Annotated in this window: 11 protein-coding genes; 6 read left to right on the forward strand and 5 right to left on the reverse strand. The window is 71.6% G+C overall.

The window, feature by feature from the left end:
• Positions 1 to 154: 154 nt before the first annotated feature.
• From V6S85_RS05895 to V6S85_RS05905, 3 genes are all read left to right on the forward strand, one after another.
• Positions 155 to 1759 carry a fatty acid--CoA ligase gene (locus V6S85_RS05895; protein ID WP_334348351.1) on the forward strand — a complete coding sequence of 535 codons (1605 nt, stop codon included), beginning with the start codon at positions 155 to 157 and terminating at the stop codon, positions 1757 to 1759.
• On the forward strand, positions 1759 to 2649 hold the full coding sequence (locus tag V6S85_RS05900) for an oxygenase MpaB family protein (RefSeq protein WP_334348352.1): 891 nt from the start codon (positions 1759 to 1761) through the stop codon (positions 2647 to 2649). The genes V6S85_RS05895 and V6S85_RS05900 overlap by 1 nt, the downstream gene beginning before the upstream one ends.
• A 99-nt stretch (positions 2650 to 2748) precedes the next feature.
• Complete coding sequence (locus tag V6S85_RS05905) at positions 2749 to 3417, forward strand: dihydrofolate reductase family protein (protein WP_334348353.1); 669 nt, start codon at positions 2749 to 2751, stop codon at positions 3415 to 3417.
• Positions 3418 to 3420: 3 nt separating this feature from the next.
• On the opposite strand, the gene V6S85_RS05910 is transcribed toward V6S85_RS05905, so the two are convergent.
• Positions 3421 to 5715: a glycoside hydrolase family 3 N-terminal domain-containing protein gene (locus V6S85_RS05910; protein ID WP_334348354.1), complete on the reverse strand. Its 2295-nt coding sequence runs from the start codon at positions 5713 to 5715 to the stop codon at positions 3421 to 3423.
• 177 nt (positions 5716 to 5892) lie between these two features.
• On the opposite strand from V6S85_RS05910, the gene V6S85_RS05915 reads away from it, so the two are divergent.
• On the forward strand, positions 5893 to 6612 hold the full coding sequence (locus V6S85_RS05915; protein ID WP_116563827.1) for a cytidylyltransferase domain-containing protein: 720 nt from the start codon (positions 5893 to 5895) through the stop codon (positions 6610 to 6612).
• Here V6S85_RS05915 and pseH read toward each other — a convergent pair.
• From pseH to V6S85_RS05930, 3 genes are read right to left on the reverse strand one after another with little or no spacing between them, the layout of a single operon-like run.
• On the reverse strand, positions 6609 to 7190 hold the full coding sequence (gene pseH / locus V6S85_RS05920; protein WP_334348355.1) for a UDP-4-amino-4,6-dideoxy-N-acetyl-beta-L-altrosamine N-acetyltransferase: 582 nt from the start codon (positions 7188 to 7190) through the stop codon (positions 6609 to 6611). The two genes, V6S85_RS05915 and pseH, sit on opposite strands and share 4 nt — an antisense overlap.
• Before the next feature lie 40 nt (positions 7191 to 7230).
• Positions 7231 to 8289 (reverse strand): UDP-2,4-diacetamido-2,4,6-trideoxy-beta-L-altropyranose hydrolase, encoded by a 1059-nt coding sequence (gene pseG, locus V6S85_RS05925; RefSeq protein WP_334348356.1) that lies wholly within the window; start codon positions 8287 to 8289, stop codon positions 7231 to 7233.
• 43 nt (positions 8290 to 8332) lie between these two features.
• Positions 8333 to 8557, reverse strand: a complete 225-nt coding sequence (locus V6S85_RS05930) for a hypothetical protein (protein ID WP_116490379.1) — start codon at positions 8555 to 8557, stop codon at positions 8333 to 8335.
• 130 nt (positions 8558 to 8687) lie between these two features.
• On the opposite strand from V6S85_RS05930, the gene V6S85_RS05935 reads away from it, so the two are divergent.
• Positions 8688 to 10976 (forward strand): glycoside hydrolase family 3 N-terminal domain-containing protein, encoded by a 2289-nt coding sequence (locus tag V6S85_RS05935; protein ID WP_116563821.1) that lies wholly within the window; start codon positions 8688 to 8690, stop codon positions 10974 to 10976.
• Positions 10977 to 11100: 124 nt separating this feature from the next.
• On the opposite strand, the gene V6S85_RS05940 is transcribed toward V6S85_RS05935, so the two are convergent.
• A complete protein-coding gene (locus V6S85_RS05940; protein WP_116563819.1) occupies positions 11101 to 11721 on the reverse strand; it encodes an aspartyl/asparaginyl beta-hydroxylase domain-containing protein in 621 nt (206 codons plus the stop codon).
• 50 nt (positions 11722 to 11771) lie between these two features.
• Here V6S85_RS05940 and V6S85_RS05945 point away from each other — a divergent pair, with 50 nt between their 5' ends.
• Positions 11772 to 12923 (forward strand): aspartyl beta-hydroxylase, encoded by a 1152-nt coding sequence (locus V6S85_RS05945; RefSeq protein WP_334348357.1) that lies wholly within the window; start codon positions 11772 to 11774, stop codon positions 12921 to 12923.
• The last annotated feature ends 219 nt before the right edge of the window (positions 12924 to 13142 follow it).

A 13142-nucleotide genomic window follows, 5' to 3' on the forward strand; every position in this document is an offset into this window, starting at 1 on the left:
CTGGGGTTTCCTCGGGGGCGTTCGAGTCGACAGCTTAGGGCCGGTCGGCGGCGCGACCAAACACGGGTTTCCCGCTACCGTTGACTTACCCGGGGTCACGACGAAAACCATGTTATCCGAGCGGCCGCGGCAGACGGCGCGCAGGGAGGTTCGGATGACTGAGGCCGCCGCCGTCGACTTCGCCCGCATGCCCACGCTGGGAGACGTCGCCCGCTATCACGCGCAGGAGCGGCCGGACGCCGTGGCCTTCTCGTTCGAGGGACGCGACATCCGCTTCTCCGACCTCGACCGGCACACCAACCAGGTGGCCCGGGCCCTGGTCGCGCAGGGGCTGAAGCCGGGCGACCGCATCGCCTATGTGGGCAAGAACAGCGACCTCTATTTCGAGATGCTGCTGGGCGCGGCCAAGGCCGGGATCGTCACCGCCCCGATCGGCTGGCGCCTGGCCCCGGCCGAGATCGCCTACATCGTCGCCGACACCGAGGCCAAGATGGTGTTCGTCGGTCCCGAGCTGGTCGATCACGTGGGCGAGGTGGCCAGGCTGATGGACGGGCCGCCGCCGCCGGTGGTGGCCATGGAGCCGGGCGGCCCGGCCGAACTGCCGCTGTTCACCGCCTGGCGCGACGCGCAGAGCGACGCCGACCCAGCCACGCCGCTGAAGTCGTCGGACGTGGTGCTGCAACTCTATACCTCTGGCACGACCGGCAAGCCCAAGGGCGCGATGCTGACCCACGACAACCTGCTGGCCATGCGCAAGGCCGCCGCCGAGCGCGCGCCGATGGACTGGAACACCTGGGGTCCCGACGACGTCAGCCTGGTGGCCATGCCCGTGGCCCATATCGGCGGCACCGGCTGGGGGCTGGTAGGCCTGTTCAACGGCGCCAAGGGCGTGGTGGCGCGCGAGTTCGATCCGACCAAGGTGCTCGACTTCATCGAGCACGACCGGGTGTCGAAGATGTTCATGGTGCCTGCCGCCTTGCAGATCGTCGTGCGGCTGCCGAGGGCCCGCCAGATCGACTATTCGCGGCTGAGCCACATCCTCTATGGCGCGGCCCCCATTCCGCTGGACCTGCTGCGCGAGTGCATCGAGGTGTTCGGCTGCGGCTTTGTCCAGCAGTACGGCATGACCGAGACCACCGGCACGGTGGTCTACCTGCCGCCCGAGGATCACGACCCCGCCGGCAACAAGCGCATGCGCTCGGCCGGCCTGCCGATGCCGGGGGTGGAGCTTCGCATCCTCGACGAGGCCGGAGGCGTTCTACCCGCCGACACCGTCGGAGAGATCGCCGTGCGCTCGTCGTCCAACATGGCCGGCTACTGGAAGCTGGACGCGGCCACCGCCGCGACCATCGACGCCGACGGCTGGCTGCGCACCGGCGACGCCGGCTACCTGGACGAGGACGGCTATCTGTTCATCCACGACCGGGTGAAGGACATGATCGTCTCCGGCGGCGAGAACATCTATCCGGCCGAGGTGGAGAGCGCCGTCTACGGCCATCCGCACGTGGCCGAGGTGGCGGTGATCGGCGTACCCGACGACAAGTGGGGCGAGGCGGTCAAGGCGGTGGTGGCGCCCAAGCCCGGCGTCACGCCCGACCCCGACGACATCATCGCCTTCGCCCGCACGCGCATCGCGCACTTCAAGGCCCCCAAGAGCGTCGACTTCGTCGAGGCCTTGCCGCGCAACGCCTCGGGCAAGATCCTGCGTCGACAGCTGCGCGAACCGTACTGGGCGGGGCGGGAGCGACGGGTGAACTGATGGCCGATCCGCTGTCCCGCGCCGCGGCGCGACTGCTGACGCCCGACGAGGGACCAGCGATCGACTTTTCCAACCCGCCGGGGGCGCCGGCCCTGATCGGCCCGGACTCGGTGTCGTGGCGCGTGTTCAAGAACCCGGTGTCGCTGTTCGTCGGCGGCATCACGGCGGTGATCCTGGAGCTGGCCGAGCCGCGGGTGCGCTCGGGCGTCTGGGACCATTCCAGCTTCAAGGCCCAGCCGCTGAAACGCCTCAAGCGCACGGGCCTGGCGGCGATGGTCACGGTCTACGGCCCGCGCGAGACGGCCGAGAAGATGATCGCCGGCGTGGTGCGCATGCACGGCCATGTCACCGGCGAGACCCCGGCCGGCGTCGCCTACCAGGCCAACGACCCGGCGCTGCTGGACTGGGTGCAGGCCACCGCCAGCTTCGGCTTCATCGAGGCCTATCACGCCTATGCCCGGACGCTGAGCCAGGTCGAGCGGGACGCGGCCTTCGCCGAGGCCGCGCCCGGCGCGCGGCTCTACGGCGCGACCGGCGCGCCGACCTCCGAGGCCGCCTGGAAGCAGCAGCTGGCGCTGATGCTGCCCAACCTGGAGCCGTCGGAGATCGTCTTCGAATTCCTGGACATCATGACCAGCACGCCGCTGCTGCCGGGGCCGCTGCGGCTGATCCAGAAGCCGCTGGTGCGGGCCGCCGTGGCGATCACGCCGGTGGAGGTACGCGCGCGCCTGGGCCTGGGCGAGGCCTTCGACCTGAACGGCGTCGAGCGGCGGCTGGTGCGCCTGGCGGGCGCCGGCGCCGACAGGGCGCCGATCAAGGGTTCGCCCGCCGTGGAATCGTCGCGGCGCTTGGGGCTGCCGGACGACTACCTCTATCGGCGACGGGCTTGAGCGAACCCCTCCCCCATCGAGGGAGAGGGGAGATGTTCGCCGATGTAGGATCAGGCCTTCTCCAACCGTCCTTGCGGCGAACCACCAGGGAGCAGGGTCATGAGAAAGCTGATCGTCGCCGCCTTCGTCAGCCTGGACGGGGTGATGCAGGGGCCGGGCGGACCCGACGAGGACCGGCGCGGCGGCTTCGCCCATGGCGGCTGGGTCGCGCCGTATTCGGACCCGGTCACGGGCCAGGCGGTGATGTCGCTGTTCGAGGCGCCGTTCGAGCTGCTGCTGGGCCGCCGGACCTATGAGATCTTCGCCGCCCACTGGCCCTACCAGGATCCGAAGAACCCGATCGCCGAGCGCTTCAACGCCACGACCAAGCACGTGGCCTCCCACGATCCGGGCCTGGCCCTGCCGTGGGAGAACAGCCGCCGCGTCGGGCCGGACGCGGTGGAGGGCGTGCGGCGGCTGAAGGGAGAGACGGGCCCCGATCTCCTGACCCAGGGCTCGACGGCGCTGGTCCACGCCCTGCTGGCGGCCGATCTGGTCGACGAGATGCAGCTGATGATCTTCCCGCTGCTGCTCGGACCGGGCCGGCGGCTGTTCGACGAGGCGGCCGCGCCGGGCGCCTGGGTCCTGACCGGCTCGATCCTGGCCGACACCGGCGTCGTCGTGAACCGCTACCGCCGCGACGGGCCGGTGCGCACGGGTTCGTTCATGGTCCAGGACCCGAGCGAGGCGGAACTGAGACGGCGGGCCGACTGGGCGGGAGAGGGGTAGGGCTTAAACCACGCTCACCGGTGTGGCGATGGCGCTCGCCGGTTCGCGGGCCTTGCCGGGGGCGGCGATCGTGAAGGCGCCGCGCAGGCGGATGTCGGCCGAGGACGACCCGATCATGACCTCGACCTTGCCGGCCTCGATGCGCCAGCCCTCCGGGCTCCAGATCGCCAGCTGGGCGGCGGAGAGGGTGAAGGTCACGCGGCGGCGCTCGCCGGGCTTCAGGGTCGCGCGGACGAAGCCGCGCAGTTCCTTGACCGGGCGGGCGACGCTGGCGACCGGGTCGCGGACATAGAGCTGCACCACTTCGTCGGCGGCCGCGGATCCGGTGTTGGCCAAGGTCAGCGAGACCTTCACCGCGCCGGTCGGGGCGATGCTGTCGCGATCGAGGGCAAGGTCCGAATAGGCGAAAGCCGCGTAGCTCAGGCCATGGCCGAACGGGAACAGCGGGCCGATGTCGACGTCGTGGTAGCGGACGGTGTCCTTGGCCAGGTCCGGATCGGCCGGGCGGCCGGTGGGGACGTGCGCGTAGTAGGTCGGCGACTGGCCCGTGGCGCGCGGGAAGCCGACGGGCAGGCGGCCGCCGGGGGCTGACTTGCCGAACAGGATGTCGGCCAGGGCCGGCCCCGCCTCGACACCGAGGAACCAGGTGGCCAACACGGCCGGGGCCTTCTCCAGCACCTCGGGCGCGACGATGGGCCGGCCCGACGGCAGCAGCACGACCACCGGCTTGCCGGTCGCCAGCACGGCGCGGGCCAGGGCGCCCTGGGCGCCGGGCAGGGACAGGTCGGAGCGGCTGCGCGACTCGCCGCTGTGGTCGAAGTCCTCGCCGACCATCAGCAGCACGAGGTCGGCGACCTTGGCGGCCTCGACGGCGGCGGGGATGCCCGTCTGGTCGTCGCTGCGCGGGCCGGCGCCGGCGACGTGGAAGATTTCGGTTCCGGCCGGGGCGGCCGTCTTCAGGGCCGGCAGCAGCGGGGCGACGTCGGCGACCTGGCCGCGCGCCTTCCACGAGCCGAGCTGGGAGAGGTTGTCGGTCGCCAGTGCGCCGATGACGGCGATCTTCCTGGCGGAGGGCGCGATCGGCAGCAGGCCGCCGTCGTTCTTCAGCAGCACCACGGCCTTGCGCGCCGCCTCGCGGGCGATGGCGCGATGCTCGGGGCCGACGAAGATGGTTTTCTCCCGCTCGACGTCGCCGAAGCGATAGGGATCGTCGAAGAGGCCAAGCCGCATCTTGGCGGTCAGGATCCGGGTCACCGCCTGGTCGAGCAGCGGCAGCAGCGACGGATCGGCGGAGATCGCGGTCTTCAGGTGGGCGGCGTAGACGCCGCTGGCCATGTCCATGTCTACTCCGGCCCTCAGCGCCAGGGCGGCGGCCTGTAGGGGAGTTTCGGCGACGCCGTGATTGACCAGTTCGAGGATGGCGTTCCAGTCGCTGACCACCAGGCCGGGCCAGGCCCACTGGGTCTTGAGCACGCCGCGGACCAGGGCCGCGTTGGCGGTGGTGGGCTCGCCGTTCAGGTCGTTGAAGGCGGTCATCATCGTGCCCGCGCCGGCCTTGGCGGCCGCATGAAAAGGCGGCAGGTAGACTTCGTTCAGCGTGCGGTCCGAGAGCTCGGCGCTGTCGTAGTCGCGGCCGCCGGCCGCCGCGCCATAGGCCCCGAAGTGCTTGGCGCAAGCCAGGATGGAGTCCTTTCCAGCAAGCCCCTCGCCCTGGAAGCCGCGCACTTGGGCGGCGGCCATGATCGAGCCGAGATACGGATCCTCGCCGGCCCCCTCGACGATGCGGCCCCAGCGCGGGTCGCGGGCGATGTCGACCATCGGGGCGAAGGTCCAGTGCAGGCCGCTGACGGCGGTCTCGACGGCGGCCATGCGGGCGGTGGCGCGCACGATCTCGGGATCGAAGGTCGCGGCCATGGCCAGCGGCACGGGGTAGAGGGTGCGGAAGCCGTGCACCACGTCGATGGCGAACAGCAGCGGGATCTTCAGCCGCGACTCCTCGACGGCCGTGCGTTGCAGTTCGCGCAGGAAGGCCGCGCCGGCCACGTGCAGGTACGAGCCGACCCCGCCCTTGCGCACCAGGTCGAGGGCGGTGGCGTCGATCTTGGAATTCAGCGCCTTCTGGCGACCGCCGGCCGGCTGGTGGGTCTGGCCGATCTTCTCGTCCAGGGTCATCTGCGCAAGGAGGGCGCGGATCCGGGCGTCCTGGTCGGCGGCGAGCGCGGGCAGGGCGGGCGCCAGGCCCAGGGCGGCCCCGGCGGCAAGCAGCGCGCGGCGGTCGATCAGCGGTCCCTGGCCCATGGTCTTCTCCCTTCGATCGTCGGTCGCGGTCGTTGGGCTGGAGAGCACTATGGTTTGACAACGCTGTCAACGCCTGGTTATCCAAACCGGCCTCGCGGGTGAAAGTCCTCCTTAACCGAGCGGGCCGAGGGTGCGGACCATGAACCCGAGACAAGCAGTGTTGCAGGAGGGCGCGGGGTGATCGTCGCCGTGTTGCAGGCCCGGATGAGCTCGACCCGGCTGCCGGGCAAGGTGCTGGCCGATGTCGTCGGGGCGCCGATGGTGCTGCGTCAGGTCGAGCGCCTGCGCCGCGTGGCCTCGATCGACCGGCTGGTCGCGGCGACCTCCGACCAGGCCAGCGATGATCCCCTGGCCCAGGCGCTGGACGCGGCGGGGGTGGAGGTGTTCCGCGGTTCGCTGGACGACGTGCTGGGCCGGTTCGCCGGGGCGGTGGCGGGCCTGGACGACAATGACCTGATGCTGCGGCTGACGGCCGACTGCCCGCTCGCCGACCCCGTGCTGATCGAGGCGCTGATCGCCAGCCACCTGGCTAGCGGCGCCGACTATTCGGCCACCACCCTGCCGCATCGGACCTATCCGATCGGGCTGGACGCCGAGATCCTCGGCGTCGGCCTGCTGCGGCTGACAGCGGCGGAGGCGAGCGACCCCTATGAGCGCGAGCACGTCACGCCCTTCATCTACCGCCGGCCCGAGCGCTTCGCGCTGGGCGGGCTGACCCAGGCGGTCGACGAGAGCCAGGTGCGCTGGACGGTCGACCTGCCGTCGGACCTCGATTTCGTGCGCGCGGTCTACGAGGCGCTCTATCCGCGAAAGCCCGCCTTCACGTCCGAAGACATCCGGGCGCTGGTGCGCGGCCGCCCTGATCTGGCCAGCCTGGGCGACCTGCCGCGTCTCTAGGCCGCGGCGGGAACGTCCGACAGGTCGAAGCCCTTGGCGATCAGCCGCTCGCGGGCGGCGTCGCGGGCGGCGCCCCGCCATTCGCTTTCCAGGAGGCCCAGGCCGATCACGTCCAGCGCCTGGCCGCGCTTGACCACGTGGTTGCGCAGCACCGCCTCGCGCGTGAAGCCGAAGCCCTCGTGCAGGCGCCAGACGGCCTTGTTGCTCTCGATGACCTCGCACCACAGCTTGGCCAGGCCCAGCTCGCCGAACACGTATTCGATCACCCAGTATTCGACGAAGCTGCCGACGCCGAGGCCGCGCACCAACGGGTCGGCCAGATAGTAGGCCCAGGCGCAGCGGCTGTTGTGCCGGTCGATGTCGGCGAGATTGGCCAGGCCCACCGGATGGCCGTCCAGCTCGATGATCCAGTAGCGCACGGCGGGGTTGGTCCCCAGGCGTGCGAACCAGGCCGCGTGCTCGCCCTCGGAGATCAGGTGGTCGCTGTACATGTAGGGGGCGACGGCGTCGGAGTTGCGCCATTCCAGCAGCCGCTCCTGGTCGTGCGCCGCGACGGCGCGCAGAGTGACTTTGGGCATGACGGGGGGCTCGACGCTTTAACTGACCGCGCGGTCAGTGTCAGTTGGTCGTAGCGTGAGTGTTTCTCAAACGAGGCGAAACCAAGGCAAGGAACCGCACGGCCGTGCGCCGGGCGCCAAGGCCGTCGCAGACCTTGTCGGCGGCTGCCGACATGGCGCGCCAGGCGTCATGGTCTTCGGCCAGGGCGGCGAAGGCGCGCCGCAGGTCCTCGCCGTCGAGAGGCTCGGCGTTCAGCGACCGGTGGGCGCCGAGATCCGACAGGGCCTGGGCCGCTTCGCGCTGATTGTCGGCCAGCACCAGCGACACGGTGGGCAGGCCCAGCACGCAGCGCTCCCAGCTGCTGGAGCCGGCCGCGCCGATGGCGAGGTCGGCCCGGGCGGTCAGGCGCGGCATGTCGCGGCTGTTGACGTGCAGGGTCAGGCGCGGATCGGCGGCGGCCAGGGCGCGCAGCGCCGGCAGGCTGGACGCCTGGCCGCCGGCCACCACGTCGAGGACGCGGTCGCCCAGCACCGGAAGCAGCGCCTCGACGGTGCGGGCCGTGATCCCGCCGACGTCGGTCAGGCCCAGCGAGACCAGCACGCGCTCGATCCGCGCCGTGGCGGCGCGGCGGGTCAGGGCCTCCTCGCGCAGGGCCGCGAAGGCCGGCGACAGGGCGGCGTTGTCGGGGCCGAGCAGCAGTTCGGCGTGCGGCGAGACCAAACCCTCGTAGTCGCGGGCTTGGCGGGCGATGCCGGCGTCGAGCAGCAGGTCGGCGGCCAGCGGGCGGTCGGCCAGGTCGTCGACCACCAGGCTCGGGCGGCCGGCGGCGATGCGGCGGTGGTCTTCGGCGTCCAGGTCGTAGTGGTCGAAGACGATGGCGTCGTAGTCGGCCGCGAGCGCGGCGGCGCCGGTCACCAATGCGTCGTCGGCGAAGGTTCCGGCGCACAGAGCGGGGGAGGCGAAGGTCTCGGAAAGGCCGGTCACGGCCGGCGGGCCGGCGAAGGCGCAAACCGCGCCCGCGGCCTCGAGCGCGCGGGCCAGGTTGAGGCCGCGCATGAAATGGCCGCCGCCGACGCTGGGGCCGGCGTTGACGACGAAGAGGATGCGTTCTCCAGCCATGCACCGGGCCTAGCACAGGCCCGGGCGGCGGGCGAGCGGGCGGTCAGGGCTGGGCCTGGTGCTCCACGTGGCCATCCTGGACCTCTGTGCGCGAGAACACCTCCTCCTGGCCGTCCAGCAGCAGTTCCTCGGCGGCGACATGGTCGCGTTCGGCCTCGGCCAGCACCTGCCGCAGGGCGTCGACCTCGGTGTCGGCCTCGACGAGCACGCTGCGCAGCGGGGCGTGGCCGTCGCCCAGCCGGATCTCGATGCGCCATTGAGCGGACATGGTCGGGTCTCCCTTCAGCCAGACTGATAACGCAAGCGGCGTGTCGTGGTTCGCTTGCCCGATGCGGGGCGTTGCGCGATCGGCCGTCCTCGGCGAGGTTGCCGGCCGCGAGACAGTCGGAAGGGATTCTATGCAGCGTCGGCAAGCTCGGCTTGAAGGGATCAGCCGTCGCGGACTGGTGGCCGGGGCGGCGGGCCTCGCGGGGCTGGCGGTGGCCGGCCGGGCGGCGGCGCAAGGTCGGGGCTCCCAGCGGGTCGAGGCGCTGATCGCGCAGATGACCATCGACGAGAAGGCCGGCCAGCTGTCGTGCTACGCCGACATGATCCGTCCGCCGGTGGGCGACATGAACCCGGCGATCAACCTGCGCAACACCCAGCAGCTGCTGGCCGAGACCCGGGCGGGCAAGATCGGCACGCTGATGAACGGCGTCGGCGTCGAGGGCGCCCTGCTGGCCCAGACGGCGGCGGTGGAGCATTCGCGCCTGGGCGTTCCGCTGCTGCTGGCCGCCGACGTCATCCACGGCTTCAAGACCGTCTATCCGATCCCGCTGGCCGAGGCCGCCAGCTTCGACCCGCCGCTGGCCTATCGCACCGCCCGCGCCGCCGCGCAGGAGGCCACGGCCCACGGCCTGCACTGGACCTTCGCGCCGATGGTCGACGTGGCCCGCGACGAGCGCTGGGGCCGGGTGGCCGAGGGCTCGGGCGAGGACGTGTTCCTAGGGGAAGCGCTGGCCCAGGCCCGGGTGCGCGGCTTCCAGGGCCCGGACCTGAAGTCGCCCGACTCGATGCTGGCCTGCGCCAAGCACTTCGCCGCCTATGGCGCCGTCGCCGCGGGCATGGACTACAACACCGTCGAGCTGTCGGAAGCCACGCTGCGCGAGGTGCACCTGCCGCCGTTCCAGGCCGCCTTCGAGGCCGGGTGCCTGACCGCCATGTCGGCCTTCAACGACATCAACGGCGTGCCGGCCACGGCCAACAAGCGCCTGCTGACCGACCTGCTGCGCACCGAGTGGGGCTTCAAGGGCGTGGTCATCTCCGACTACACCGCCGACCAGGAACTGGTGGCCCACGGCTACGCCGCCGACGACCGCGACGCCGCGCGCCTGGCGATCCTGGCGGGCGTCGACATCAGCATGCAGAGCGGGCTCTACAGCCGCTACCTGCCCGAACTGGTGAAAAGCGGCGCGGTGCCGATGGCGGTGGTCGACCAGGCCGTGCGCCGGGTGCTGATGCTGAAGGAGGCCATCGGCCTGTTCGACCAGCCGTTCCGCTCGATCGACGCCAAGGCCCAGGCCGCCCGCACGGCGACGCCGGCCATGCGCGCGCTGAGCCGCGAGGCCGGCGCGGCCTCGATCGTGCTGCTGAAGAACGACGGAAACCTCTTGCCCCTGCCGCGCTCGGGCAAGCGCATCGCCCTGATCGGCCCGTTCGCCGACGACCGCGACAACATCCTGGGGCCGTGGGCCTTCTTCGGCGACAAGAGCCTGGGCGTCGACCTGGCCACGGGCTTTCGCCAGGCCATGGCCGACCCGAACCTCCTGCAGACCGTCAAGGGCAGCGATGTCGAGAGCTCGATCGCCGGCGGCATCGAGGCCGCCGTGGCCGCCGCGCGGGCCGCCGACATCGTCGTGCTGGCCATCGGCGAGGGCCAGAACATGTCGGGCGAGGCCCAGTCGCGCACCGAGATCGGCATTCCCAAGCCCCAGATGATGCTGGCCGAGGCGGTCGCCGCCGTCGGCCGTCCTACCGTCGTGCTGCTGCGCCACGGCCGGGCGCTCGTTTTGGACGGCGCGGTGAAGAACGCCCCGGCCATCCTGGCCACCTGGTTCCTGGGCACCGAGACCGGCCACGCGGTGGCCGACGTGGTGTTCGGGTCGGTGAACCCCTCGGGCCGCCTGCCGGTCAGCTTTCCCTACGAGAGCGGCCAGCAGCCCTACGCCTACAATCACCGCTCGACGGGCCGTCCGGCCCCGGCCGACAGCGAGATCCAGGAATACAAGGCCCGCTGGCGCACGGTGAAGAACGAGGCGCTGTACCCGTTCGGCCATGGCCTGGCCTACACCACCTTTTCCCTGTCGAACCTGAAGCTGTCCTCGCCGACCCTGGCCTGGAACGGCAAGCTGCAGATCAGCGCCCGGGTGACCAACACCGGCAAGCGCGAGGGCGTGCACGTGGTGCAGCTCTACACCCGCGACCGGGTGGCCAGCCGCACGCGGCCGGTGCGCGAGCTCAAGCGCTTCCTGCGGGTGGCCCTGAAGCCGGGCGAGAGCCGCGACATCGCCTTCGAGCTGGAACGCGGCAGCCTGACCTTCTTCGGCGAGGGCGACCGCTGGGTCGCCGAGCCGGGCGTGTTCGACGTCTGGGTGGCCAGCAGCGCGGTGGACGGGCTGAACGCCCAGTTCACGCTGCTGGCTGGATAGGTCGTGCGTCCTTCTCCCCTTGCGGGAGAAGGTGTCGGCAGAAGCCGACGGATGAGGGGTCTCTCAAATATCGGACGCCACGTCCGGTCTGTCCGCCTTCGCGGCGGCGCCGGTCATCGACCCCTCACCCGACCTCGCTTTGCGAGGCCACCCTCTCCCGCAAGGGGAGAGGGGAATCCCTATCGAACAACCCCCGCACCCAGTCGTTGACGTAGCCGTCGATCACCAGGTGCACCCGGTCCTCGGTCCCGTGGTTGGCGACGCTGTGGGGGTCGGTGAGCTTGAGGTACCAGGCGCTGCCGGCCTCCATCGCCACGCGGACGCCGTTGAGCCGGAAGTCGACGTCCGGGTTGGTGACCACCGGCACGTGGAAGCGCACCAGCAGCGAGCCGGCGTCGAGGTCCTCGTCGTGGTGGGTCTTGATGACCGAGCCGGGGGCCAGCTTCATCAGCCGCACGCTGGTGGCCTGGAACGGGAAGGCGGCGATCACTTCGCGGAAATAGGGGCAGGGGGCCAGGAACGGCGTGTCCTCGAACGCCGTCGCGCCGGGATCCGAATAGATCATCATCACCGGGTGGCTGGCGCCGGCCTGGCAGCGCAGGGGAATGACGCTCCAGTCGCCGTCGTAGTTCTGGGTGACGAAGTGGGCGATCCAGTCGGCGCCGGCGGTCAGGGCCTCGAGGTCGGCGCGCAGGCGGATCGGATCGAAGGCGAGCGGCAGCTTCAGGCGGTCTGGAAATCCCATCGCCCGAGCCTATTGTGCCGCCCTTCAACCGACAAGGGCCAGGGGCGGGCATGCAACTTACGGCGGACGCGACGCGGGATCTGGAAGCCTTCATGGCGCGGTTGGCCGAGGACGTCGCCGCCTGCGCGGGGCTGGCCGACCTGTTCCGTGACGAGGACTTCGCCCGCGAGGCGCAGGCGCTCGCCGCCGGCTGGGGGCTGGCCGCGCCGGGAGTGGCCGAGCGGCTGGCCAAGCGGAGCGTGGTTCCGCGCCCGCTCGCCCCGCCGGCCGGCTGGCTGCCGGTCGCCGTCTTGCCGGACGAGGACGCCGTCGACTGGGCCTTCTTCGGCGCGCGGCGGCTGGAGGAATCGTTCTTCGGCGAGAGCGTTCCCAAGGTCTGGTCGGCGCCGCTGAACCGGCTGCTGCGCCTGCGCACGCCGCTGTCGGCGCTGGAGGGGCTGGCGGGACCGACGCCCGACGGCCTTGTCTTCCACATGTCGCGCTGCGGTTCGACCCTTCTGGGGCGGATGCTGGGCGCGCCGGAGGGGGCGACCGTGCTGTCGGAGGCCGCGCCGATCGACCATGTGGTGCGCGGCGACCTGCCCTGGGGCCGCAAGGTAGCGCTGCTGCGCGGCGTGGTGGCGGCGCTGGGCCGCGCGCGCGGGGCGGGGGACGCGCGCCTGTTCCTCAAGCTCGACTGCTGGCACGCCCTGGCCTTCGACCTGTTCCGCGAAGCTTTCCCGGAAACGCCCTGGCTGCACCTCTACCGGACGCCGGCCGAGGTGATGGTCTCGCATGCCCGCTCGCCGGGGATGCAGATGGTTCCGCAGGTGGTGGCGCCGGCCGTGTTCGGCCTGGCGCAGCCGGCGACGCCGGACGCCGACTACCAGGCCGCCGTGCTGGCGGCGATCGGCGAGGCGGCGCTGGCGGCCTTCGCGGCCGACGGGGCGGGGCTGCTGGTCAATTACGAGACGCTGCCGGGCGCGGTGGCGGGTCGCGTGCTGCCGCACTTCGGCTGGACGCCCGAGGCGGCCGAGAGCGATGCGATGACGGCGGCGGCGGCGATCGACGCCAAGGCGCCCGAGCGGGCGTTCAGGCCGGACGGGGCGGCCAAGCGCGCCGAGGTCGATCCGGCCATCCGGGCGGCCTGCGCGGCCCGCCTCGACGGCCTGCACGCGCGGCTGGAGGCGGCGTCGGGCGGCCCTTCGACAAGCTCAGGGTGAGGTTGTCGAATGAGCGGCTTTGGCCTTGGCCCTCATCCTGAGCTTGTCGAAGAACGAGGACCGCGCGGGGCGCCGGACAGGTTTTCGGGAAGATAAGGGTGGAAGGGGCGCATCTGGGATTGGGGGGGTGATGCGCCCCTTCCGGTCGCGGCGTGTCCGGGGGGATGCCGCCGCGATCAGCCCCGCACCGTCGCGCGGGGATCGGTCGGGGGAGGGGCC

The organism is Caulobacter sp. CCNWLW153, assembly GCF_036889365.1.
Taxonomy (GTDB): Bacteria; Pseudomonadota; Alphaproteobacteria; order Caulobacterales; family Caulobacteraceae; genus Caulobacter; species Caulobacter radicis.